Source organism: Brevundimonas sp. DC300-4, from assembly GCF_049897365.1.
Classification (GTDB): Bacteria; Pseudomonadota; Alphaproteobacteria; order Caulobacterales; family Caulobacteraceae; genus Brevundimonas.
Genome location: NZ_JAFCWC010000001.1, coordinates 265,863 through 288,895, shown reverse-complemented (window position 1 = coordinate 288,895; position 23,033 = coordinate 265,863). Strand labels below are relative to the sequence as shown.

The 23,033-nt window shown below is 67.3% G+C and carries 20 protein-coding genes; 12 read left to right on the top strand and 8 right to left on the bottom strand.

The annotated features are described in order from the left end of the window. Positions 1–36 precede the first annotated feature (36 nt). Entirely contained in the window at positions 37–1,872 is a 1,836-nt protein-coding gene (aspS, locus tag ACP7AZ_RS01415) for an aspartate--tRNA ligase (RefSeq protein WP_426035368.1), read from the bottom strand. Positions 1,873–2,254: 382 nt separating this feature from the next. Here aspS and ACP7AZ_RS01410 point away from each other — a divergent pair, with 382 nt between their 5' ends. The 3 genes from ACP7AZ_RS01410 (at position 2,255) to ACP7AZ_RS01400 (ending at position 6,732) form a co-directional block, all read left to right on the top strand. Beyond that, positions 2,255–2,938, top strand: a complete 684-nt coding sequence (locus ACP7AZ_RS01410) for a chromosomal replication initiator DnaA (RefSeq protein ID WP_426035366.1) — start codon at positions 2,255–2,257, stop codon at positions 2,936–2,938. 93 nt (positions 2,939–3,031) lie between these two features. Next, on the top strand, positions 3,032–5,248 hold the full coding sequence (locus ACP7AZ_RS01405) for an RNA degradosome polyphosphate kinase (protein WP_426035364.1): 2,217 nt from the start codon (positions 3,032–3,034) through the stop codon (positions 5,246–5,248). A gap of 62 nt (positions 5,249–5,310) precedes the next feature. Then, on the top strand, positions 5,311–6,732 hold the full coding sequence (locus ACP7AZ_RS01400; protein WP_426036055.1) for a Ppx/GppA family phosphatase: 1,422 nt from the start codon (positions 5,311–5,313) through the stop codon (positions 6,730–6,732). A 9-nt stretch (positions 6,733–6,741) separates the two neighbouring features. Here the strand turns inward: ACP7AZ_RS01400 and rnd are convergent, their stop codons facing one another. Continuing rightward, entirely contained in the window at positions 6,742–7,890 is a 1,149-nt protein-coding gene (gene rnd / locus ACP7AZ_RS01395) for a ribonuclease D (RefSeq protein WP_426035362.1), read from the bottom strand. A gap of 80 nt (positions 7,891–7,970) precedes the next feature. On the opposite strand from rnd, the gene purM reads away from it, so the two are divergent. From purM to ACP7AZ_RS01375, 4 genes are all read left to right on the top strand, one after another. Further along, positions 7,971–9,002, top strand: a complete 1,032-nt coding sequence (purM, locus tag ACP7AZ_RS01390) for a phosphoribosylformylglycinamidine cyclo-ligase (RefSeq protein WP_426035360.1) — start codon at positions 7,971–7,973, stop codon at positions 9,000–9,002. 59 nt (positions 9,003–9,061) lie between these two features. Next, on the top strand, positions 9,062–10,438 hold the full coding sequence (locus tag ACP7AZ_RS01385) for a M28 family metallopeptidase (protein WP_426035358.1): 1,377 nt from the start codon (positions 9,062–9,064) through the stop codon (positions 10,436–10,438). Then, positions 10,435–11,037, top strand: coding sequence for a phosphoribosylglycinamide formyltransferase (gene purN, locus ACP7AZ_RS01380; protein WP_426035356.1), 603 nt, complete (start codon positions 10,435–10,437; stop codon positions 11,035–11,037). Before ACP7AZ_RS01385 ends, purN begins: the two co-directional genes overlap by 4 nt. Positions 11,038–11,109: 72 nt before the next feature. Next, complete coding sequence (locus tag ACP7AZ_RS01375; RefSeq protein WP_426035354.1) at positions 11,110–13,170, top strand: M13 family metallopeptidase; 2,061 nt, start codon at positions 11,110–11,112, stop codon at positions 13,168–13,170. Between the two features lie 94 nt (positions 13,171–13,264). Here ACP7AZ_RS01375 and ACP7AZ_RS01370 read toward each other — a convergent pair whose 3' ends face one another. Next, a complete protein-coding gene (locus ACP7AZ_RS01370; RefSeq protein ID WP_426035352.1) occupies positions 13,265–13,474 on the bottom strand; it encodes a hypothetical protein in 210 nt (69 codons plus the stop codon). A gap of 182 nt (positions 13,475–13,656) precedes the next feature. Further along, on the bottom strand, positions 13,657–14,076 hold the full coding sequence (gene ndk, locus ACP7AZ_RS01365; RefSeq protein WP_425987315.1) for a nucleoside-diphosphate kinase: 420 nt from the start codon (positions 14,074–14,076) through the stop codon (positions 13,657–13,659). A 149-nt stretch (positions 14,077–14,225) separates the two neighbouring features. Here ndk and ACP7AZ_RS01360 point away from each other — a divergent pair, with 149 nt between their 5' ends. Continuing rightward, positions 14,226–16,106, top strand: a complete 1,881-nt coding sequence (locus tag ACP7AZ_RS01360; RefSeq protein ID WP_426035350.1) for an ABC-F family ATP-binding cassette domain-containing protein — start codon at positions 14,226–14,228, stop codon at positions 16,104–16,106. Beyond that, the gene (locus tag ACP7AZ_RS01355; protein ID WP_426035348.1) at positions 16,106–16,348 is read left to right on the top strand and encodes a DUF2164 domain-containing protein; all 243 of its coding nucleotides are present in this window, start codon (positions 16,106–16,108) and stop codon (positions 16,346–16,348) included. Before ACP7AZ_RS01360 ends, ACP7AZ_RS01355 begins: the two co-directional genes overlap by 1 nt. A gap of 379 nt (positions 16,349–16,727) precedes the next feature. Here ACP7AZ_RS01355 and pyrC read toward each other — a convergent pair whose 3' ends face one another. The 4 genes from pyrC to ruvX are packed head-to-tail and all read right to left on the bottom strand — an operon-like array spanning position 16,728 to position 20,430. Further along, positions 16,728–18,005 (bottom strand): dihydroorotase, encoded by a 1,278-nt coding sequence (gene pyrC, locus ACP7AZ_RS01350; RefSeq protein WP_426035346.1) that lies wholly within the window; start codon positions 18,003–18,005, stop codon positions 16,728–16,730. After that, positions 18,002–18,982, bottom strand: coding sequence for an aspartate carbamoyltransferase catalytic subunit (locus ACP7AZ_RS01345; RefSeq protein WP_426035344.1), 981 nt, complete (start codon positions 18,980–18,982; stop codon positions 18,002–18,004). Before ACP7AZ_RS01345 ends, pyrC begins: the two co-directional genes overlap by 4 nt. Positions 18,983–19,030: 48 nt before the next feature. Continuing rightward, positions 19,031–19,954, bottom strand: coding sequence for an AEC family transporter (locus tag ACP7AZ_RS01340; RefSeq protein ID WP_426035342.1), 924 nt, complete (start codon positions 19,952–19,954; stop codon positions 19,031–19,033). After that, positions 19,951–20,430, bottom strand: a complete 480-nt coding sequence (gene ruvX, locus ACP7AZ_RS01335; protein ID WP_426035340.1) for a Holliday junction resolvase RuvX — start codon at positions 20,428–20,430, stop codon at positions 19,951–19,953. Before ruvX ends, ACP7AZ_RS01340 begins: the two co-directional genes overlap by 4 nt. 72 nt (positions 20,431–20,502) lie before the next feature. Here ruvX and ACP7AZ_RS01330 point away from each other — a divergent pair, with 72 nt between their 5' ends. The 3 genes from ACP7AZ_RS01330 to gatA all read left to right on the top strand — a co-directional run bounded on the left by ACP7AZ_RS01330 (position 20,503) and on the right by gatA (position 22,880). Then, on the top strand, positions 20,503–21,039 hold the full coding sequence (locus ACP7AZ_RS01330) for a hypothetical protein (RefSeq protein ID WP_426035338.1): 537 nt from the start codon (positions 20,503–20,505) through the stop codon (positions 21,037–21,039). A 74-nt stretch (positions 21,040–21,113) separates the two neighbouring features. Next, entirely contained in the window at positions 21,114–21,401 is a 288-nt protein-coding gene (gene gatC, locus ACP7AZ_RS01325; protein WP_426035336.1) for an Asp-tRNA(Asn)/Glu-tRNA(Gln) amidotransferase subunit GatC, read from the top strand. Next, a complete protein-coding gene (gene gatA, locus ACP7AZ_RS01320) occupies positions 21,402–22,880 on the top strand; it encodes an Asp-tRNA(Asn)/Glu-tRNA(Gln) amidotransferase subunit GatA (protein WP_426035334.1) in 1,479 nt (492 codons plus the stop codon). The last annotated feature ends 153 nt before the right edge of the window (positions 22,881–23,033 follow it).

Below are 23,033 nucleotides of genomic sequence, written 5' to 3'. Positions count from 1 at the left end.
GCGGCCGTCGAAGCCGCCGCTCTGTGGGCGGAAGCCCTACTTCAGCGGCAGGCTCTGGCGGATGTGCAGTTCCTTGTACTGACGGTCCTGCGCCTCGGCCGGGGCGCTCATCAGCAGATCCTGCCCCTGCTGGTTGAGCGGGAAGGCGATGACCTCACGGATGGCGACCTGGTTGGCGAGCAGCATGACGATGCGGTCGATGCCGGGAGCCAGACCGCCGTGCGGCGGCGCGCCGTAGCGGAAGGCGTTCAGCATGCCGCCGAACTGCTCCTCGACCACCGAGGCATCGTAGCCGGCGATTTCGAAGGCCTTGAGCATGATCTCGGCCTTGTGGTTCCGGATCGCGCCCGAGCACAGCTCATAGCCGTTGCAGACGATATCATACTGATAGGCGCGGATGGTCAGCGGGTCCTGGGTTTCGAGAGCCTCCAGCCCGCCCTGCGGCATCGAGAAGGGGTTGTGCGAGAAGTCGACCTTCTTCTCTTCCTCGGACCATTCGAACATCGGGAAGTCGACGATCCAGCAGAACTTGAACTGCGCCTCGTCGACCAGCTTCAGCTCGGTGGCGACGCGGGTGCGGGCCAGACCGGCGAATTTGGCGAAGACCGACGGCAGACCGGCGGCGAAGAAGGCGGCGTCGCCCTTGCCGAGACCCAGCGCAGCCATCAACGCGTCGGTGGCCTCGCCGAGGTTCTTGGCGATCGGGCCGCCCCAGGCGTTGTTGTCATCCGACCAGAAGATGTAGCCGAGGCCGGGCTGCCCTTCGCCCTGGGCCCAGGAGTTCATGCGGTCGCAGAAGGCGCGCGAGCCGCCGGTCGGGGCCGGGATGGCCCAGACGGCGTTCTTGGGGTCGGCGCCGAGGATCTTGTTGAACAGGCCGAAGCCGCCGTCGCGGAAATGCTCGGAAACGTCCTGCATCTTGATCGGGTTGCGGGTGTCCGGCTTGTCCGTGCCGTACCACTTCATCGACTGTTCGTAGGTCAGGCGCTCGAAGCCGGCGTGCTCCAGCGTCTGGCCGAAGTCGTTGGTGAAGGTGTGCGACGCGCTGATCGGCGAGACCGGCTTGCCGTCGGCGAACTCCTCGAACACGCCGTGCATGACGGGTTCTATCGCTGCAAAAACATCCTCTTGCGTGACAAAGCTCATCTCGACGTCGAGCTGGTAGAATTCCAGCGAACGGTCGGCGCGCAGGTCCTCGTCGCGGAAGCAGGGGGCGATCTGGAAATAGCGGTCGAAGCCCGAGACCATCAGCAACTGCTTAAACTGCTGCGGGGCCTGCGGGAGCGCATAGAACTTGCCCGGGTGCAGACGCGACGGCACGAGGAAATCGCGCGCGCCTTCGGGGCTGGAGGCCGTCAGGATCGGGGTCTGATATTCGAGGAAGCCCTGACCGACCATGCGCTGGCGGATCGAGGAGATCACGCGGCTGCGGAGCACGATGTTCTTGTGCAGGGTCTCGCGGCGAAGGTCGAGATAGCGGTGCTTGAGGCGGATTTCCTCGGGGTATTCCGGCTCGCCGAAGACCGGCAGCGGCAGTTCGGCGGCCTCGGACAGGATCTCGACGCCCGTGACGCGCAGCTCGATCTCGCCGGTCGGCAGGTTCGGGTTCACCACCGAGGCGTCGCGGGCGACCACTTCACCGTCCACGCGGATCACGCTTTCGGCACGCACGCGCTCAACGGCTTCAAAGCCCGGGGTCTCGGGGTGGAAGACCAGCTGGGTCAGGCCGTAGTGGTCGCGCAGGTCGATGAACAGCAGACCGCCGTGGTCGCGCTTGCGATGCACCCAGCCGGACAGACGCACATCGGAGCCCGCGTCCGAAGACCGGAGGGCGCCGCAGGTGTGGGAGCGATAGGCGTGCATGTCGGACATCGGGGGGAAATCGTCTGAATCGGCCGCGAAACGGCGGGAATTGGAAGCGGCGTAAGGCGCATCCGCGCCCCCGAAAGTCAAGGTCGGACGCCGGTTTCGGGCCCCGCGCGACTCCAAAAACGGAGTCGATAGAGTCGACAGAGTCTACACGTTCGCGGCCGACGTCCGAGCCAGCCCCGTAGTCTATACCCGCAGACCGCCAAGGCGCGGACGAGAGGCCTCGATGCCCGCCCGCCGGGAAGAGGCGCTTTCCAGAGCGTCGAATGACTTTTTATGTTTGACGTCAGAAGCGGTCGCAGCGGTCCACAGGGCCGGATCGTCTGTCCACGTCGCAAGACAATCCCGTATCAGGACAATCCGGGCGATCTGCTATGGTGAAGCCATGTCGGTGCGCCGTCCCCTTCGCGAACAGCTCAGACTGCCCCTGACCCGGGAGGCGTCGCATGGCGCGATGGCCTTTGTGCGCTCGGCGTCCAACGCCTTTGCTGTCGATGCGCTCGCTGCCTGGCCGGACAGCGCGGGTCAGGTCATGGCCATCTGCGGTCCCGCCGGATGCGGCAAGAGCCATCTGGCCGCCCGCTGGGCTGAACGGGTCGGCGCCATCCCCCTGAACGGGGCCGAGGCGGCGCTGGCCGATCCGCTCGAGCTGGAGGGCCGCCCTGTCCTGCTCGACATCGCCCAGGACGCCGACGACGAGACCCTGTTCCACCTGATCAACCTCGCCCAGCACGACGGCGGCGCCCTGTTGATGGTCTCGCGGCCATCGCCGCGACGCTGGGATGTGGCGGTGCCGGATCTGCGGTCGCGGCTCGATGCCGTGCGGGTGGTGGCGATGGAGGCGCCGGACGACAACGTCCTGTCAGCCATCCTGACCGCCCGTTTCGCCGAACACAGCATCACGCCGGGTGAAGGCGTGATCGACTACCTGGTCAGACGCATCGACCGGTCGGCAGCCGCCGTCGCCGACGTGGTCGACCGGCTGGATGCGGAGCACAGGCCGGTCACGCGGACATTGGCGCGGCAGGTGCTGGAACTCTCGTCTCCGTCATCCTTGGACGAAGCGTAGCGGAGATCCGAGCAGGATCGAGGGTGGGGGCGAGGATGACGGAGAGTTATGGGAAGGGTTGCAGCCGTAACAATCGCGCCCCACAACCGGCCCATGTCCGACGCCGCCATTGCCGACGCCACCCGGGGCGAGGAAGTCCCCTCTTCCCGAGCGCCCCAGCTGCACCTGGACGAGGCCCTGATGGCCTCGCCCACACGGTTCTTCAATCGCGAGATCAGCTGGCTGGCCTTCAACGCGCGGGTTCTGGAAGAAGCCGCGAACCCCAGCCACCCGCTGCTGGAACGGCTGCGGTTCCTGTCGATCTCGGCCAATAACCTCGACGAGTTCTTCATGACCCGCGTCGCCGGTCTGAAGGGTCAGGTGCGCGAACGGGTGCGGGTGCTCTCCGCCGATGGCCTGACGGCCGCCGAACAGCTGGAAAAGGTCAACGTCGCCGCCGGCGAGCTGATGGACGAACAGCAGGAACGCTGGCGCCAACTGCGCAAGGAATTGACCGGGGCCGGGATCGAGGTTGTTCAGCCAGGCAAGATCACCAAGACGGACAAGGAACGGCTTGAGCCCGAATTCCTGAACCAGCTTTTCGCCGTGCTGACGCCGCTGGCCATAGACCCGGCGCACCCCTTCCCCTTCTTGCCCAACCTCGGCTTTTCCCTGGCGCTGAAGCTGCGCCGGAACCGGGACAACAAGACGCTCTATGCGCTGGTGCCCGTGCCGACCCAGGTGCGGCGCTTCTGGGAACTGACCGGCGACGGGCGGTCGGTGAAGGGGCGCAGGCGGTTCATCTCGCTCGAAAATGTCTTGCTGCTGTTCATCGAGCACCTGTTTCCGGGCCATGAGGTGCTCGAGAAAGGCGTGCTGCGCCTGATCCGCGACTCGGACATCGAGATCGAGGAAGAGGCCGAGGATCTGGTGCTGGAGTTCGAGGAGGCGCTGAAGCAGCGTCGTCTGGGGTCCGTCGTGAGGGTAAAGATCGAGGCGTCGATGCCGGCCGATCTGCGCGATTTTATCATCGGCGAACTGGAGGCCGCGCCCCAGGATGTCGTTCTGGTCGACGGCATGCTGGGCCTGGCGCAGATGGGCGAACTGATCCCCTCCGGCCACCCGGACCTGAAGTTCCCAGGCTATGAGCCCCGCTATCCGGAACGGGTTCGCGACCAGGGCGGCGACGTTTTCGCCGCGGTACGCGAGAAGGACATCCTCATCCACCACCCGTTCGAGAGCTTCGATGTGGTGGTGCAGTTCCTGCGTCAGGCGGCGCGCGACCCCAACGTCATCGCCATCAAGCAGACGCTCTATCGCACCTCCAAGGACAGCCCGATCGTAGCAGCCCTGATCGAGGCGGCCGAGAACGGCAAGAACGTCGTGGCCCTGGTCGAGATCAAGGCCCGGTTCGACGAGGAGGCCAACCTGCGCTGGGCCCGCGCCATGGAGCGGGCCGGGGTCCACGTCGTCTTCGGCTTCGTCGAATACAAGACCCACGCCAAGCTCAGTGTCGTCGTGCGGCGCGAGGGCGATGCGCTGAAGACCTACTGTCACTTCGGCACCGGCAACTATCACCCGATCACGGCCAAGATTTACACCGACCTCAGTCTGTTCTCCTCCGATCCCGTGCTGGCCCGCGATGCGTCGCGGGTGTTCAACTACATCACCGGCTATGCCCAGCCCGAGGATCTGGAAGCGCTGGTCGTCTCGCCCCTCAACATGAAATCGACCCTGATCGAGCTGATCGGCAAGGAGATGTCGGCGGCGGCCAAGGGCAAGCCGGCGGCCATCTGGGTCAAGCTCAACGCCCTGGTCGATCCCGAGATCATCGATGCTCTGTACCGCGCCAGCCAGTGGGGCGTGCGGATCGAACTGGTCGTGCGCGGCATCTGCTGCCTGCGTCCCGGCGTACCGGGGCTGTCCGAGAACATCCGAGTCAAGTCGATCGTCGGGCGGTTCCTGGAACACAGCCGCATCATCTGTTTCGCCAACGGCAAGGACCTGCCGCACGACAAGGCAAAGCTGTTCATTTCCTCGGCCGACTGGATGACCCGCAATCTCGACCGGCGCGTCGAGATCATGACGCCAGTGTTCAACGCCACGGTCCACGACCAGGTGCTGGACCAGATCATGGTCGCCAACCTGAAGGACGACGCCCAGAGCTGGGTTCTGGGCGCCGACGGCGGCTACACCAGGGTCACGCCGGCCGATCCGGCTCGGCCCTTCTCGGCCCACAAATACTTCATGACCAACCCCAGCCTCTCGGGCCGGGGCCGAAAGGTGAAGACCCGGCCGGAAGCGCTGCGCTACGATCGGCCCGGTCAGTGAACGCACTCTATGCGACGCCGCGCGAGGCGGCGGTGATCGACATCGGCTCGAACTCCGTCCGCATGGTGCTGTACCGGCTGGAAGGCCGCGCCATCTGGACCGTGTTCAACGAAAAGGTCCAGGCCGGCCTCGGCCGCGACCTGCCGGAGACCGGCAAACTGTCGCCGGCGGGCGTCGAGTTGGCGATGACGACGCTGCGCCGGTTCGCGGCCGTGCTGGAGGGGGTGCGTCCCGCCTACACCTTCGTCGCCGCCACCGCCGCCGTGCGCGAGGCCGCAGACGGCCCGGAGTTCTGCGACCGCGTCGCCGCCACGACGGGCCTGCGCGTCCGTGTCCTGACCGGCGAGGAGGAGGCGAAATACGCCGCCCTGGGCGTCCTCGCCGGAGAGCCGCGCTCGACAGGCGTCGCCGCCGACATGGGCGGGTCCAGCCTGGAGCTTATCAAGGTCGGCGACGGGACCGCGTCGTCAGGCATCACCCTGCCGCTCGGGCCATTCAGCCTGGCCGATCCGAAGGGGTTCGACGCCGGGCGACTGCGCGCCACGATCGCGGAACGGCTGAGACCGGCGGCGAAACGATTCGCCGCCGACGAACTCCATGCCGTGGGCGGCGGCTGGCGCTCTCTGGCCCAGTTGCACATGGAGATGAGCGGCTATCCGCTCCGCATCGTCCACCAGTACGCGATGAGCGCCGAAGACGCGCGCGGGGTGGCCCGACTGGTGGCTCAACAATCGAAGGCCTCGCTCGACCGCCTCCCGGGCGTCTCAAAACGCCGCGCCGAGACCCTGCCCTACGCCGCCCTGGTGCTGGAGGGACTGATCGATACCCTGGGACTGAAGACCCTCACCTTCTCCGCCTGGGGTCTGCGCGAAGGCCTGCTCTACGAGACGCTGGATCAGGACGAGGCCCCCGCCGATCCGCTGATCGCCGGAGCCGCCGCCCTGGGCGCGCGCCAGGGCATTTCGCCGGCCATGCCGGCCGCCCTTAACGCCTGGCTCGCCGATGTCATCGCCGCCTTGCCCGTGGCCTTCGACCGCGAACGCGACGCCGTCCTGGCGGCCGCAGCCTGCCGCCTCGCTGACCTCGGGGCCCGGCTGCATCCCGATCACCGGCTGGAACTGGTGTTCGATCAGGTGCTGCGCGCGCCGATCCCGGGCCAGACCCACCCCGAGCGCGTGTGGCTCGCCTGCGCCCTGAACGGTCGCTACGGCGGCGGGGCCTCGACGCCCGCGCCGGCTGCCGTCACCCGCCTTCTCAGCGATGACGCGCGGGTCAGCGCCCGGGCCCTGGGCCTGGCCATGCGGCTGGGCTGCGACCTGTCGGGCCGCTCGCCCCAATTACTGGCCAACGCCTCGGTGACCGTAAAGAACGGCGCGCTGAAGCTGACCGCGTCGCCCGGCTATGCCGACGTGCTGCTGGGCGAACAGACCCGTCGCCGCGCCAAGGCCCTGGCCGAGGCCATGGGGCTGAAGCTGGAGATCTGAACGGGCGGCCTATTCGATCTCGACGACCTCGACCCGGGCCCCGTTCAGGACCAGGGCGATCTCGCCGCGCTTGAGTTTGAGCGCATCCTCGCCGAACAGCTGACGCCGCCAGCCGGTCAGGGCGTCGACCCCGGCATTGTCGTCGATGGCGATCCGCTCCAGGTCGGCGACATTGGCGATCAGCTTGGACGCCACGCCGGCATTGTCGCTCTTGGCCTTCAGCAGCACCTTGAGCAGTTCGACAACCGAGGGCGGAGCCGGCTGGTTGTGGGCCGGGCGATCCAGCTTGGGCGCATGGGCCTCCGGATCGGCCATGACCCGCTTCAGCTCTTCCGTCAGTTCGAGGCCCAGGCGCGAGCCGCCGAAGCCCTTGGGCACGGAGCGCAGGCGGTTGAAGGCCTCGACGTCCATCGGGGCCTGGGTCGCGATCTCGTCGATCGCCTCGTCCTTGAGGATACGGCCGCGCGGCTGGTCGCGATCCTGCGCCGCCTTCTCGCGCCACACCGCCGTGGCCTTGAAGGCCGCGAGGTATTTCGCGTTGTACTTCTTGGGTTTCAGCCGCTTCCAGGCCTTCTCCGGATCGGTGTCGTAGAGGGCCGGATCGACCAGATCCTCCATCTCCGAGGTCACCCAGTCGAGCCGGCCGTCCTTCTCCAGCCGATCGCGCAGCTTGGGATACAGGGCCGCCAGATGGGTTACGTCGCCGATCGCATAGGTCAGCTGGGCGTCGGAAAGGGGCCGACGCGACCAGTCGGTAAACCGGCTGCCCTTGTCGAGGTCGATGCGCAGCATCTGGCGGACCAGCCCGTCATAAGCGACCTGATCGCCGAACCCGGCCGCCATCGCGGCGACCTGGGTGTCGAACATCGGCCTGGGCATGGCGCCCAGCTTGACGAAGATTTCCGTGTCCTGCCTCGCGGCGTGGAAGACCTTCACGATCTTCGGATCGCGCAGGATGTCCAGGAACGGCCCCAGGTCCAGGCCCTCGGCCAGCGGATCGATGATGGCCTCATGCTCCGGCGTGGCGGCTTGGATCAGGCACAGCTTGGGCCAGTAGGTCGTTTCCCGCATGAACTCGGTATCGACCGCGATGAACGGAGCGTGGGCGACGGCCGCGCAGAACTGAACCAGCGCGTCATTAGTGGTGATCGGCGTCATTGAAATGCTATAGCCCCCCGCGACGCGGTCGTGGCAAGAGCCGCGACCATATTTCCGCACCGATTCCAGGCCCGTGAGCGATGAGCGACAATAAAGACCCATTGCCGAACGGCCTGACCTACGCCGATGCAGGGGTCGATATCGACGCCGGCGACATGCTGGTCGAGCATATCAAGCCCTTGGCCAAATCCACAGCCCGCCCCGGTTCGGAGCCCTCGCTGGGCGGATTCGGAGCCCTGTTCGACCTGAAGGCGGCCGGGTTCGTCGACCCGTTGATCGTCGCCACAACCGACGGCGTCGGCACCAAGCTGAAAATCGCCATCGAGACGGGCCGTCATGACGGCGTCGGCGTTGATCTGGTCGCCATGTGCGTCAACGATCTGCTGGCCCAGGGCGCCGAACCGCTGCTGTTCCTCGACTATTACGCGACTGGAAAGCTCGAAATCGACGCGGCTCGCCGCGTGGTTTCGGGCATCGCCGAGGGTTGCCGTCAGGCCGGCGCCGCCCTGGTCGGCGGTGAAACAGCCGAGATGCCGGGCATGTATTCGGGCGGCGACTACGACCTGGCCGGCTTCTCGCTGGGCGCCGTGGAGCGTGGTCACGCCCTGCCCCGGCTGGATCTGCAGAACACCGGCGACCTGATCATCGGCCTGGCGTCGTCGGGCCCACACTCCAATGGTTATTCGCTGATCCGAAAGGTCGTGGACCGCTCGGGCCTGGCCTGGGGCGACGACGCGCCGTTCGCAAAAGATCGTTCGCTGGCCCAGGCCCTGATGGAGCCGACCCGAATCTATGTGAAGCCGGTCCTGCCGCTGATGAAGGCGGGCCTGATCAAGGGCGCGGCCCATATCACCGGCGGGGGACTGATCGAGAACCCGCCCCGCTGCATCGCCGAGGGCCTGACCGCCTCGTTCGACTGGAACGCCCGGCCGATGCCGGCGGTGTTCCAGTGGCTGGCCGAGACCGGCGGCATCAGCGACCACGAGATGCGCCGCACCTTCAACTGCGGCATAGGCTTCATCCTGATCGTCGCGCCGGAGAACGCCGAGGATGTGCTGGCCGGGCTGCTGGAGGCGGGTGAAGCGGCGTTCGTCTGCGGGCAACTGGTCTAACTTCCCTCTCCCGGTGGGAGAGGGATATGGTTAGGTTGCCGCTGAAAACGGAGTCGTCCATGCGTCTGATCGCCCTCGCCGCCCTGCTGGCCCTGCCCGCCGTCGCTCACGCCCAGACGCCGGCGGCGGTCGAACAGCCGCTGCTCCACACCATCGTGTCCCAGGTCGAGGCCGACCGGATGCACGCCGACATCACGGCCCTCGTCGGGTTCGGCACCCGCCACACGATGTCACAGACCGATTCGGACACGCGGGGCATCGGCGCCGCCCGCCGCTGGGCCGAGAGCCACTTCCGGACCATCAGCACGGAATGCGGCGGCTGCCTCGAGATCGCCCTGCCCGCCGACACGGTCACCGGTCCCCGCGTTCCGACGCCGACCGAAGTCGTCAACGTCGTGGCCATCCAACTCGGAACCGGCGACCCGAACCGCGTCATCATCATCTCCGGCCACATCGACAGCCGCGTGACCGACGTCATGAACTTCACCGCCGACGCACCGGGCGCCAACGACGACGCCTCGGGCGTGTCCGCGGTGCTGGAAGCCGCCCGCGTCCTGTCGAAACACTCGTTCGACGCCACACTGGTCTACGCCGTCCTGTCGGGCGAGGAGCAGGGTCTGCTGGGCGGCAAGATCCTGGCCGACTATGCCAAGGCACAGGGCTGGGTCGTCGAGGCCAATCTGAACAACGACATCGTCGGCAACTCCGAAGGCCAATCGGGCATCCGCGACACGACCCGGGTGCGCGTGTTTTCAGAGGGCACCAAGACCGTCGAGACGCCGCTGCAGACCGAACGCCGTCGCTACAACGGTGGGGAGGTCGATAGCTCCTCGCGCAATCTCGCCCGCTACGTCGACGGAATCGCTGACCGCTACCTGACCAATTTCGACGTCGACATGATCTATCGCACCGACCGTTTCGGCCGGGGCGGCGATCAGGTGGAGATGCTGCGCGCCGGCTTCCCCGCCGTCCGCATCTCCGAGGGCTCCGAAAACTACGACCGCCAGCATCAGGACCTGCGCACCGAGAACGGCGTCGAATATGGCGACACGATCGAGGGCGTGGACTTCGACTATCTGGCCCAGGTCGCCCGGCTCAACATCGCCACCATGGCCGCCCTGGCCTCTGCGCCCATGGTCCCGGCCGACGTGACCATCGAGGGCGCGGTCAAGCCCGACACCACCCTGCGCTGGTCAGCCGTACCGGGCGCGGCCGGTTATCGCGTCTGGTGGCGTTCGACGACGGCGCCGCAGTGGACGTTCAACCGTTCGGCCGGAACGGCGACGTCGCTGGTCCTGACCGGGGTGCCGATCGACGACTATTTCTTCGGCGTCTCGGCCCTGTCCGACGACGGGTTCGAGAGCCCGGTCGTCTATCCCGGCCCCGCCGGCGCCTTCGTCTCCGTGGGCGACCCGCCGGCGCCCGCCACCCGATGAACCAGCCGTCGGGCCGCGTACGTGTGGCCGTGATGATCTCCGGGGCCGGGTCGAACATGGCCGCCCTGATCGATGCGGGTCAGGCGGCAGATGCGTCGTTCAGGGTGGTTCTCGTCCTGTCCAATGACCCCGAGGCGGGCGGCCTGTCCGTCGCACGCGCCAAGGGCGTGCCCACCGCCGCGATCGACCACAGGCCGTTCGACAAGGACCGCGCCACCCACGAGGCTGCGATTGAGGCAGAACTGATGGCTGCGGGGACCGATGTCGTCGCCCTGGCCGGATACATGCGGTTGCTGACGCCCTTCCTCGTGCACCGTTGGGAAGGCCGGATGCTGAACATCCACCCCAGTCTGCTGCCGAAATATCCGGGGCTGGACACCCATGCCCGCGCCCTGGCCGCCGGTGACGCCGAGGCCGGCTGCACCGTCCATCTGGTCACCGAGGGCGTGGACGAAGGCCCGATCATCGCCCGGCAGGCCGTGCCCATCGTCGACGATGACACGTCCGCGACCCTGGCCCAGCGCGTCCTGCAGGCCGAGCATATCCTCTATGCCCGCGCGATGGACGACTTCTGCCGGGCCCGGATTAGAAGTTTGTAATCATCGCGCTTTGCCCGCGACAGGCCGACGTGACGGAGTCAGTCTGCCGCGAAATTCCATCGGGGTATCCTAATGTCCAGAATTCGCCTCATGGCGTGCGCCGCCGGCGCCGCCCTCCTGCTGGCCTCGCCCGCCCTGGCCCAGACCACGCCCCTGCCGGTCGAGATTCCGTCCGAGGACCAGGCCGAGATCGGCGCCTTCGGCGTGGACCTGAACGGCATGGATACGTCGGTGAAGCCCGGCGACGACTTCAACCGCTACGTCAGCGGCAACTGGCTGGCCAACACCCCGATCCCCGCCGACAAGCCGTCCTACGGCATGTTCACCGTGCTCCGGGACCGCTCGGACGCCGATCTGCGCGCCATCATCGACGAGAGCGCCGCCAACCCCGGCGCCAGCGCCGATGCGACCCGCATCGGCGCCCTGTATTCCGCCTTCCTCGACGAGGCTGCCGTCAACGCCCTCGGCGCCTCGCCGCTGCAGTCGGACCTGGCGGAGGTCCGCGCCGCCGACACCCGTGAAAAACTGGCCGTCCTGATGGGCCGCACCCAGTACGGATTCGGCTCCAGCCTGTTCGGCGTCCAGACTTTCGAGGATCTGCGGACCCCCGACCGCACCTCGGCCTATGTGGTCCAGGGCGGCATCGGCATGCCCGACCGCGACTACTATCTGGAAGACCGTTTCGCGACCCAGAAGGCCGCCTATCGCGTCTATGTCGAACAGGCCCTGAGCCTGGCCGGCTGGGCCGAGCCCGCCGCAGCCGCCGACGCCATCCTGGCCTTCGAGACCGCCATCGCCCAGGAGCACTGGACGGCCGTCCAGAACCGCCAGATCGACAAGATCTACAACCCGATGACGGTAACCGAACTGACCGCCGCGGCCCCCGGCTTCGACTGGGCCGGCTGGGCCGCAGCCGCCGGCGTTGGAACGAATCGCACCCTGATCGCTGCCAACAACACCGCCTTCCCGGGAATGGCGCGGGTGTTCGCCGAGACCCCGATCTCGACCCTGCAGTCGTGGGAAGCCTTCCATGTCATCGATCAGGCCGCCCCCTATCTGTCGCAGCCCTTCGTCGACGCCCGCTTCGAATTCTTCGGCAAGACCCTGAGCGGTCAGCAGGAAATCCAGCCCCGCTGGAAGCGCGGCGTGACCCTGGTCGAGGGCTCGCTCGGTGAATCCCTGGGGCGCGAATACGTCGCCCGCCACTTCCCGGCCGAGTCCAAGGCCCAGATGGAGGACCTGGTCGCCAACCTGCGCGCCGCCATGACCATCCGCATCCAGAACCTCGACTGGATGAGCCCGGAGACCAAGGAACAGGCGCTCTACAAGATGAGCCGGTTCGGGGTGAAGATCGGCTATCCGGACGAGTGGCGCTCCTATGACGGGCTGAACCTCGTGGCCGGCGACCTCTACGGCAATGTCGAGCGCTCGGCGGCCTTCGAATGGGCGTTCAACCTCTCCAAGCTGGATCGCCCGGTGAACCCGCTGGAATGGGGGATGACGCCCCAGACGGTGAACGCCTACTACAACCCGCCGCGCAACGAGATCGTCTTCCCGGCCGCCATCCTGCAGGCGCCCTTCTTCGATCCGCGCGCCGATCCGGCGGTCAACTACGGCGGCATCGGCGCCGTCATCGGTCACGAGATCACCCACGGCTTCGACGACCAGGGCCGCAAGACCGACGGCGACGGCGTGCTGCGCGACTGGTGGACGGCTGAGGACGCCGCCAAGTTCGAGGAGCGGGCCGCCGTCCTGGGGGCCCAGTATTCGGCCCTGTCGCCGGTGGAAGGCGCCAACGTCAACGGCGACCTGACCATGGGCGAGAACATCGCCGACCTGGGCGGTCTGCTGATGGCGCTGGACGCCTATCACATGTCGCTGAACGGCCAGCCGGCGCCGGTGCTGAACGGCCTGACGGGCGATCAGCGCGTCTTCCTCGGCTGGGCCCAGGTCTGGCGGACCAACAGCCGTGACGAATACCTGCGTCAGCAGGTCACGACCGACCCGCACTCGCCGGGCATGTACCGCGCTGCGGTCTCGCCCCGGAACATCGACGCCTGGTACCAAGCCTTCGGCGTCCAGCCCGGCGACGAACAGTATCTGGCCCCAGAAGCCCGGGCGCGGATCTGGTGAATGCGAAAAAGGCCCCGGATCGCTCCGGGGCCTTTCTTTTTGGTCTCGCTAACGCGAGGCTCGCGAAGCCCCGCTGCCTGAGGGACGGTTCTGCCTAGTTCGGACGACGCGGGGTGGTCGCAGCGCCGGCCACGCCGCCGATCGCGGCGCCGGCCACGGTCGAGCCGGTGTTGCCGCCGATGACCTGGCCGGCGACAGCGCCGCCGATGGCGCCGGTGGCGGCGCGTTGTTCCATCGTCGTTCCGCAGGCGGCCAGCAGGGCCATCGCGCCGACCAGCGGGGCCATCTTCAGGATCGTCTTCATGGTCAAATCTCCAGTTTCGCTTCGGGGACAGCGTGGAGATCAAACGGAAAGGCCCGCGTCCGATTCCGGACGCGGGCCTCTTTGTTAAGTGTCGCTATCGTTCGCCCCCGGTCCGATCTCCGATCGGCCGGAGCACAGGCTTGCGGTCGCTCTCTGCTTGAGCGACGTTTTATATCAGCCGCTTAGCCGACGATGTCGGCGTCCGTGAAGAACTGGGCGATCTCGAGCGCGGCGTTCTCTTCGCTGTCCGAACCGTGGACCGAGTTCTCGCCGATCGACAGGGCGAACAGCTTGCGGATCGTGCCGTCGGCGGCGTCCTTCGGGTTCGTCGCGCCCATGACGTCGCGGTATTTTGCGACGGCGCCTTCGGCTTCCAGCACCTGGACGACGACGGGCTCGGCGATCATCTGGCCGACCAGTTCGCCGTAGAACGGACGCTCGGCATGGACTTCGTAGAATTTCTTGGCCTGGGCCTCGGTCAGCTTGATGCGGCGCTGGGCCACGATGCGCAGGCCTGCGCCCTCGATGACGGCGTTGATCGAGCCCGTCAGGTTGCGGCGCGTGGCGTCGGGCTTGATGATCGAGAAGGTACGGTCGGTCATGGATAGACTTCTTGTTGGGAGTTTGAAGGTCGCGGGCTTATAGACGCCGCCTCCCCGGTTTCCAACATCATGTTGGCTCCTATCGTTCCCCGCGCGGCGGCTCGCTGCTTGAGGAGCGGATTTTCGCCTTTCGGACGTTTTCTTTCGCCATGCTCCAGATCACCAACCTGACGTTCAACGCCTGGGGTCGCCAGTTTCTGGACGACGCCTCGGTCAGCCTGCCCCCGGGCTCCAAGGTCGGGCTGGTCGGCCGTAACGGCATCGGCAAGTCGACCCTGTTCAAGATCATCCTGGGCGAGCTGGCCGGCAATGGCGACGAAGTCTCCCTGCCCAAGACCGCCCGGATCGGCTCTGTCGATCAGGAGCACCCGGCGACGCCCGTCAGTGTGGTCGAAACCATTCTCGAGGCCGATACGGAGCGCCACGACCTGCTGGGCCGTCTCGAAACCGCCGAGCCCGAGGAGATGGGCGAGATCTGGACCCGGCTGATCGAGATCGACGCGGACGGCGCCCCCTCTCGCGCGGCCGAAATCCTCGCCGGCCTCGGCTTCGACCACGAGAACCAGCAGCGGCCAATGTCGGAATTCTCCGGCGGCTGGCGCATGCGCGTCGCCCTGGCCGCCGCCCTGTTCGCCCAGCCCGACATGCTGCTGCTCGACGAACCGACCAACTACCTCGACCTTGAAGGCGCCCTGTGGCTCGAGGCGCGGCTGAAGAAATATCCGGCGACGGCCCTGATCATCTCCCACGACCGCGAGATGCTGAACGAGGTCTGCACCCACATCCTGCACCTCGCGAACCGCAAGCTGGAGATCTACACCGGCAACTACGACCAGTTCGAACAGGCGCGCGCCGAAAAGGCCCGCCTGCAGCTGTCGGCCAAGGCCAAGCAGGACGCCGAACGCGCCCACCTCCAGTCCTTCGTCGACCGGTTCAAGGCCAAGGCGTCGAAGGCCGCCCAGGCCCAGAGCCGCATGAAGCGCCTGGCCAAGATGCAGCCTGTCTCGACCACGATCGAGGAGCGCGTCGCCCCCTTCACCCTGCCCTCGCCGCCCCGTCCCCTGGCGCCGCCGCTGATCCGCCTGGAGCGCGCCAACGTCGGCTACGAGACCGGCCGGCCGATCCTGCGCAATCTCAACCTGCGCATGGACCTGGACGACCGCATCGGCCTGCTGGGCGTCAACGGCGCCGGCAAGTCGACCTTCGCCAAGATGATCGCGGGCGCGCTCAAGGTCACCGAGGGCGAACTGCATCGCGACAGGAAGATGCGGGTGGGCTGGTTCCACCAGCACCAGATCGAGGCCATGGACCCGACCGACACGCCGCTGGAGATCATCCGCCGCGCCATGCCGGAAGCCACCGAGGCCGGGCGGCGGTCCAAGCTGGCCCAGTTCGGCCTGAACTACGAGAAGCAGGAGACCACGGTCGACAGCCTGTCCGGCGGCGAGCGCGCGCGCCTGCTGCTGAACATGGTCGCCATGGAGGCGCCGCACGTCCTGATCCTCGACGAACCGACCAACCACCTGGACATCGACAGCCGCCGCGCCCTGCTTGACGCGCTGAACGACTACACGGGCGCGGTCATCCTGATCACCCACGACCGGTCGCTGATGGAGATGGTCGCCGACCGGCTGTGGCTGGCCGCCGACGGCACGGTGAAGCCCTTCGACGGCGACATGGACGACTATGCGAAATTCGTCCTCGACCGCGCCAAACAGGCGGCGGTGAAGCCCAGCCAGATCAAGAAGGAAGAGGCGGCCGTCGCCTCGACCCCCAACGCCAGGCCTCAGAAGCAGAAGGGCGGCCCTTCTCCCTCGACCCTGCGGCATGCGGTGAAGAAGGCTGAGGAACGGGTCGTCGCCCTGACGGCGGAGATTTCCCGCATCGACGACGACCTGGCCAACGCCGCCGTGTCCAATCCGAAGGCGCTGGAAGGGCTGACCCGCGCCCGCGCAAAAACCCAGGTCGACCTCGACGCCGCCGAAGCCGCCTGGATGACGGCGGAGGAAACCCTGGCCGAGATTTCCTGATGAAGCCGATCGTGTTTTCGAAGGAAGAACAGCGCGACCTGATCCCGCGCATCAAGGCCTTCGTACGCGACGAACTGGATCTGGAGATCGGCGACCTGCAGGCGTCGCTGTTGATGGACTTCTTCGCCAATACCCTGGGCCACGCGGTCTATAATCGCGCCGTTTACGACGCCCAGGCCCTGATAGCGACCAGGGCCGAGGAGATGGCCGAGGCGCTCTATGCGTTGGAGCGGAAGCCGTAATTCAATCACCGTGCACCCCGGCGAAGGCCGGGGTCCAGATGGAAGTCCGCAGCCCAGATCAGCTGGACCGGTGCGAGATCCCAGCTGGCTCGGTCTGTGACCTGGACCCCGGCGTTCGCCGGGGTGCACGCAGGCTGGATCGGCGGCAGGGGCCCAATCATGTCGCGCAAATTTTTCTACGCGACGCTCAGATCACGATCTGGTCAGTCACAGCGGGACCCGCACCGCGATTTGCGCGCCTTGGTCCCCCGAGGCCCTATACTTCCCAATCACGGTTCGCGGAGAGAGCGAACAGCGGCGACTTCGTCCGTTTCGTCCGTTTCGTCAGGGTGTTTTTCGTCGGGATGAACTGACGAACCTCTTGCCGGCAGCCGGGACGTCAGTGCTCGAACACCACCCGCCCGCCGACGATCGTCATCTGCACCCTGCCCTGCAGCCTGCGCCCGTCGAACGGAGAGTTCTTCGACTTCGATCGCAGACTGGCGGCGTCGACGATCACCGGCGCGCCCGGATCGAACAGGATCAGATCGGCCGGCGCTCCGGCCTCCAGCACCCCCGCGTCCAGCCCCAGAAGGCTCGCAGGCCCATGGGTCAGCGGCCGCAGCACGTCGAGGATATCGAGCCCCTCCTCGTGATGCAGGCTGAGGGCGGCAGGCAGAAGTGTCTCCAGACCCACGGCCCCCGGCGCGGCCTCGGCGAACGGGCGGCGCTTGTCCTCGGCAGGCGCGGGGGTGTGGGCCGAGGTAATGGCCTCGATCAGCCCGTCGCGGACCGCCTCGATCAGGGCGCGACGGTCGCTCTCGGGGCGCAGCGGCGGCTCCAGCCGGAAGAAGGTGCGGTAGTCGCCGATGTCGATCTCGTTGAAGCACAGGTGGTTGATCGAGACCGAGGCCGCGACCTCAAGCCCCCGGCCCCGCGCCCGCGCCAGCACCTCCAGCGCCGCCTCGGTCGAGATTTGATCCACAAGGAACCGCACGCCCGTCTGTTCGACCAGGGCCAGATCCCGCTCCAGCTGGATGCGTTCGGCGATGGCGGGCGCGCCGCTCAGGCCCAGACGGGTCGCCAGCTCGCCCGACGTCGCCACCGAGCCCTCCGTCAGCCACGGATCGGCTGGACGACAGGCGATCAGGGCGTTGAACGCCGTCGCATAGGCCATGACCCGCTGCAGCACGCGGCTGTCGGCGATGACGTGGTCGCCGTCGGTGAAATACAGAGCGCCGGCCTCGTGCATCAGGCCGATCTCGGCCATCCGCTTGCCGTCGCGGGCCTTGGTCGCCGCGCCTGCCGCCCGCACGTTCACGAGGTTCAGGGCGGTGCCCCGCCTCTGGATGAAATCAACCATGGCCGGATCATCCACAGCCGGGTCGGTGTCCGGCTGAATGACCACAGTGGTGACCCCGCCCGCCGCCGCCGACAGGCTGGCGGACTTCAGCGTCTCCTTGGGCTCGGCGCCCGGCTCGCCGGTGCGGACGCGGATGTCGATCAGACCGGGCGACAGACAGAGGCCTCGCGCGTCGAGGATTTCCGTCGCCGAGACCGCGACAGACCCGCGCTCGACGCGGGTGATGACGCCGTCCTCGATGACCACCGAGCCGGGGCCGTCATAGTCGCTCGCCGGGTCCAGAAGCCGGGCGTTGATGATGGCCTGAGAGCTCATGCCGCGCCCTCCAGACGGGCCGACAGCGAGGCCAGCACCGCCATCCGCGCCGCGACCCCCATCTCCACCTGATCCTGGATGAGAGAGACGGTAAGGTCGTCGGCAACGTCGGAATCGATCTCCACGCCGCGGTTCATCGGTCCGGGGTGCATGACCCTGGCGCCGACGTTCGCCCAGGCCAGCTTCTCGCGGTCGAGACCCCAGAAGCGGAAATACTCGCGCGTCGACGGCACCAGGGCCCCATCCATCCGCTCCAGCTGCAGCCTCAGCATCATGACGACGTCGCAGCCGGCCAGACCCTCTCGCATGTCGTGGAAGACCTCGCAGCCCCAGCGGTCGGCGTCGCCGGGCACCAGGGTCGGCGGCCCGATCAGCCGCACCCGCGCCCCCATCATCGACAGCAGGGCGACATTGGACCGCGCCACCCTGCTGTGGGCGATGTCGCCGCAGATGGCGACGGTCAGCCCGCCCACGTCGCCGAAGGCGCGGCGCAGGCTCAAGAGGTCCAGCAGGGCCTGGGTCGGATGCTCGTGTCGTCCGTCGCCGGCGTTGACCACCGCGCAGCCGACCTTCTGCGACAGCAGGGCCGCCGCGCCCGACGCGCCGTGCCGGACGACCAGAATGTCGGGCTTCATGGCGTTCAGGGTGACCGCCGTGTCGATCAGGGTCTCGCCCTTCTTCACCGAACTGGCCTGCACCGGCATGGTCACGACGTCGGCGCCCAGCCGCTTGGCCGCGATCTCGAACGAGGAACTCGTCCGGGTCGAGTTCTCAAAGAACAGGTTCATGACCGTGCGGCCGCGCAGCAGATCGAGTTGCTTGGTCGACTGGCGGTTCAGGTCGACGAACGAGTCCGCCAGATCCAGCAGGCTCAACACGAACGGCGGGTTCAGATCGCCGGCGGCGAGAAAATGGGCTTTCGGAAACGGGACCAGCCGGTCGGCGATAAGGTCGGCGGCGGCATAAAGCTGGGTCATCAAAGCCCGGCTATACGGACGTCAGGCCTCGACCTCAAGACAATGGCCTCAAGTCAGGTGATGGAGGAACAGCAGCAGCGGCATCATCAGGGCGCTGATCACCGTCGTCAGAGCGATCACACCCGCCATCAGGGGCGCATCGCCGCCCATCTGGCGGGCCAGCAGATAGGCCGCCGCCGCCCCCGGCGCCGCCCCGCACAGCATGGCCACGCCCTGAGCCAGATGATCGCCGCCGAACAGGATGCACAGCCCCCACATGAGGGGCGGCATCAGGAACAGTTTGACGAACGACACCCCGGCGATGGTGAACTTCCTGCGCGCCACCTCGGCGAAGCTCAGGCCCGCGCCGGCGATGATCAAGCCCAGCGGCAGGGCGGCCGAGCCCAGCAGCTCCAGCGTGTCCGAAATCCCCGGCAGGCGCGGCACCCGTGCGAAGTTCAGCGCCTGGCCGATCAGACAGGCAAGCAGGATCGGATTGGCCAGCATCGCCTTCAGGAGCTGGAACGGTGTCACGACCCGCTGATCGGCGCCCCATTTCGCCAGCACGGCGACGCAGGCGATATTGGTCACAGGAATGATGCAGGCGATCATCACCGCCGCCAGCGCCAGCCCCTCGGCACCGAACGCGGTCTGGATCACCGGCAGGAAGACGAAGCTGTTCCACCGGATCACGCCCTGGAACACGGAGGTGTAGGCCGGCCCCTCGATCGTCATCAGAGGCTTGGCCAGCAGCGTCGCCGCCGACACGATCAGGACCGCGACGACCGCCGCCGCCGCCGCCGCCCGGGCGCTGCCGCCCGAAAGGTCGGCGCCCCAGATCGCCGGGATCAGGAAGCCGGGATACAGCAGGTTGATCGACAGTTTCTCGATCGGCCGCCACGTCGCGTCGGGCAGAAAATCCGTCTTCCTCAACACGTAGCCCAGGGCGATCAGGATGAAGACCGGGACGACCCCGGCGATCAGGCCGATCATGTCCAGGTCTGCTGGTCGCGCACCCGGTCCAGGGCTCCCTGCAGGATCCAGGCGGCGGCCGTCCGATCGACCACCCCGGCGCGACGCTTCCGTGACAGGTCCAGCTCGTCGATCAGGAACCGCTCGACGGCGCTGGTCGACAGCCGCTCGTCCCAGAAGGCGACGCTTGTCGGTCGAAGCCTGTCCAGATTGCGCGCAAACGCCCGGCACGACTGGGCGCGAGGTCCCTCCGTGCCGTCCATATTGACCGGCAGGCCGATGACGAGGCCGGAAACCTTGCGGGCGTCCATCAGCTTGAACAGCGCGGCGGCATCATCGGTGAACTTCGATTTCCGGATCAGCGACAGCGGGCTGGCGATCAGCCGCGTCGTATCCGACACCGCGACCCCGATGGTCTGCTCGCCGAGATCCAGCCCCATCCAGGCGGTGCCGGGCGGGCAGGCGGCGGGCAGGTCGAGGATGTCTAGAACTGGCACACGCGGGCGGTAGGCGTTGCCATTCTCCCTGTCAAAGGCGACTGTGGCGTATCACCGGTCCGGGAGAGATCCATGTCTGCGCGTTCTTCGGTTATAAGTATCACCGTCGCCGCCGCCCTGTCGCTCGCGGCCTGCGACGCCACCCCAGCTGTCAAGACAACCACGACGACGGAAGGCCCGGCTGAGCCGGCCCAGGCGGCGCCGCTTGCGCCCTCGGGCGCGCCGGAGCCTCTGACCGTCGCCGACGCCTCGGAAGGCGACGACGGACTGCAATGGGCGGCGGCCGTGGTCCGGGTCGACGAGGTCCCCGGCGAGAACGCCAAACTGTTCGGCACGGCCGGTGGCGATCCGGCCATGAACGGCCTCTACACCTACATCGCCTTCTACCTGTCTCCGGCCGAGGGCTGGGCGGTCTACAGGATCGGCGATTTCCTCGACTACACGGTCCTGTCCAGCGCCAACGGCCGAGTCGATCTCGACGTCCAAGAGAGCACGATGGACGAGGCGACCGGCAACATTGGCGACCGCCACCGCAAGATCATCGTCCAGTGGACGCAAGCCGCCGAGGAAACCGCGCCGACTGCAGTCACGGTCACCCCGGGGCAGTAGGTCCTGCGGTCCTTGTGCAGCGCGGCACGGGCGGCTAATCCCGCCCGCTTGCACTGAGACTATCGGAGGGCCGGATGGCCATCGACGCAGAGACGGTGAGGAAGGTCGCGCACCTCGCCCGCATCAAGACCCCCGACGACCGGCTGGAGCCGCTGGCCGGCGAGCTGAACGGCATCATGGCCTGGATCGACCAGCTCAACGAGGTCGACGTGGTCGGCGTGGAGCCGATGACCTCGAACGTCGCCCAGCCGCTGCGCCTGCGTGACGACGTCGTCACCGACGGCGCCAGGGTCGGGGCGGTCCTGTCCAATGCGCCCAAGTCCGCCGACGGCTTCTACGTCGTGCCCAAGGTGGTCGAGTAGATGTCTGACCTTACGAAACTGACCCTCAAGGCCGCCGTCGACGGCCTCAAGGCCAGGGCCTTCTCGTCCGAGGAGATCACCCGCGCCTTCATCTCGAACATCGAGGCCGCCAACCCGACCCTGAACGCCTTTGTCGTGGTCACCGCCGACAAGGCGATCGACATGGCGAAAGCTTCCGACGCTCGCATCGCGGCCGGAACCGCCGGCGCCCTGGAAGGCGCGCCGCTGGGGATCAAGGACCTGTTCTGCACCGAGGGCGTCCAAACGACCGCAGGCTCCAACATGCTGCGCGGCTTCGTCCCGCCTTATGAGTCCACCGTCACCGGCAACCTGTGGCGCGACGGGGCGGTCATGCTGGGCAAGCTCAACATGGACGAGTTCGCCATGGGCTCGTCGAACGAGACCTCGGCCTTCGGTCCGGTCGTGAATCCATGGAAGTCAAAGAGTTCAAACGCTGACTTAACTCCGGGCGGCAGCTCTGGCGGGTCGGCCTCGGCCGTCGCCGCCGACCTCTGCCTGGCCGCCACAGCGTCCGACACCGGCGGTTCGATCCGCCAGCCTGCCGCCTTCACCGGCACGGTCGGGATCAAGCCCACCTATGGCCGCGCCAGCCGGTTCGGCATGGTGGCCTTCGCCTCGTCGCTGGATCAGGCGGGGCCGATCACGAAGACGGTCGAGGACGCCGCCCTGATGCTGCAGTCGATGTGCAGCTTCGACGTCAAGGATTCGACCAGCCTCGACATCCCGACGCCCGACTGGTCCGCCTCGGTCGGCAAGTCGGTCAAGGGGCTGCGCATCGGCGTGCCGCGCGAATACGTCGTGGACGGCATGCCCGCCGAGATCCAGGCCCTGTGGGACCAGGGCGTGGCCTGGCTGGGCGACGCGGGCTGCGAGATCGTCGACATCTCCCTGCCGCACACCAAATACGCCCTGCCGACCTACTATATCGTCGCCCCTGCCGAGGCCTCCTCGAACCTGGCCCGCTATGACGGCATGCGCTTCGGCCATCGGGCGTCGAACACAAGCTCCCTGACCGACCTGTACGAGACCAGCCGCGCCGAGGGCTTCGGCGCTGAGGTCAAGCGCCGTCTGGTCATCGGGGCCTATGTGCTGTCGGCCGGGTTCTACGACGCCTACTACGTCCGCGCCCTGAAGGTCCGCCGCCGCATCGCCGAGGATTTCGACAAGGTCTGGGGCCAGGTCGACGCCATCCTGACGCCATCGACGCCGTCGGCCGCCTTCGCCATCGGCGACAAGCAGATCGACCCGGTGACGATGTATCTGAACGACGTCTTCACGGTGACGGCGAACCTCGCCGGCCTGCCGGGGATTTCGGTGCCGGCGGGCGTGGATGCCAACGGCCTGCCGCTGGGTTTGCAGGTGATCGGCAAGGCGCTGGATGAGGCGACCGTGCTTCAGGTCGGCGCCGCGCTGGAACAGGCGGCGGGCGGCGTGGGTCGGGCGGAGCGCTGGTGGTGATCTCTTCCCTCTCCCCTTGCGGGAGAGCGAGCCCGCGCACGGCGGCGTAGCCGTCGTCCTTGCACGGTCGGGTGAGTGGTTGCACCGGCAGCTGGAATGGCCGGATCGAGCGCTGACCGTCGACGTCAGCGTGACCCCTCATCCGACCTCGCT

Excerpts from the sequence above, each read along its gene's own strand:
- ndk (WP_425987315.1), bottom strand. The coding sequence starts at position 14,076 with ATGACCGACCGTACCTTCTCGATCATCAAGCCCGACGCCACGCGCCGC.
- purN (WP_426035356.1), top strand. The coding sequence starts at position 10,435 with ATGAACCAGCCGTCGGGCCGCGTACGTGTGGCCGTGATGATCTCCGGG.
- purM (WP_426035360.1), top strand. The coding sequence starts at position 7,971 with ATGAGCGACAATAAAGACCCATTGCCGAACGGCCTGACCTACGCCGAT.
- ACP7AZ_RS01370 (WP_426035352.1), bottom strand. The coding sequence starts at position 13,474 with ATGAAGACGATCCTGAAGATGGCCCCGCTGGTCGGCGCGATGGCCCTG.
- ACP7AZ_RS01405 (WP_426035364.1), top strand. The coding sequence starts at position 3,032 with ATGTCCGACGCCGCCATTGCCGACGCCACCCGGGGCGAGGAAGTCCCC.
- ACP7AZ_RS01345 (WP_426035344.1), bottom strand. The coding sequence starts at position 18,982 with ATGACCCAGCTTTATGCCGCCGCCGACCTTATCGCCGACCGGCTGGTC.
- ACP7AZ_RS01340 (WP_426035342.1), bottom strand. The coding sequence starts at position 19,954 with ATGATCGGCCTGATCGCCGGGGTCGTCCCGGTCTTCATCCTGATCGCC.
- aspS (WP_426035368.1), bottom strand. The coding sequence starts at position 1,872 with ATGTCCGACATGCACGCCTATCGCTCCCACACCTGCGGCGCCCTCCGG.
- pyrC (WP_426035346.1), bottom strand. The coding sequence starts at position 18,005 with ATGAGCTCTCAGGCCATCATCAACGCCCGGCTTCTGGACCCGGCGAGC.
- gatA (WP_426035334.1), top strand. The coding sequence starts at position 21,402 with ATGTCTGACCTTACGAAACTGACCCTCAAGGCCGCCGTCGACGGCCTC.
- gatC (WP_426035336.1), top strand. The coding sequence starts at position 21,114 with ATGGCCATCGACGCAGAGACGGTGAGGAAGGTCGCGCACCTCGCCCGC.
- ACP7AZ_RS01360 (WP_426035350.1), top strand. The coding sequence starts at position 14,226 with ATGCTCCAGATCACCAACCTGACGTTCAACGCCTGGGGTCGCCAGTTT.
- rnd (WP_426035362.1), bottom strand. The coding sequence starts at position 7,890 with ATGACGCCGATCACCACTAATGACGCGCTGGTTCAGTTCTGCGCGGCC.
- ACP7AZ_RS01410 (WP_426035366.1), top strand. The coding sequence starts at position 2,255 with ATGTCGGTGCGCCGTCCCCTTCGCGAACAGCTCAGACTGCCCCTGACC.
- ACP7AZ_RS01330 (WP_426035338.1), top strand. The coding sequence starts at position 20,503 with ATGTCTGCGCGTTCTTCGGTTATAAGTATCACCGTCGCCGCCGCCCTG.
- ACP7AZ_RS01355 (WP_426035348.1), top strand. The coding sequence starts at position 16,106 with ATGAAGCCGATCGTGTTTTCGAAGGAAGAACAGCGCGACCTGATCCCG.
- ACP7AZ_RS01375 (WP_426035354.1), top strand. The coding sequence starts at position 11,110 with ATGTCCAGAATTCGCCTCATGGCGTGCGCCGCCGGCGCCGCCCTCCTG.
- ACP7AZ_RS01385 (WP_426035358.1), top strand. The coding sequence starts at position 9,062 with ATGCGTCTGATCGCCCTCGCCGCCCTGCTGGCCCTGCCCGCCGTCGCT.
- ACP7AZ_RS01400 (WP_426036055.1), top strand. The coding sequence starts at position 5,311 with ATGGTGCTGTACCGGCTGGAAGGCCGCGCCATCTGGACCGTGTTCAAC.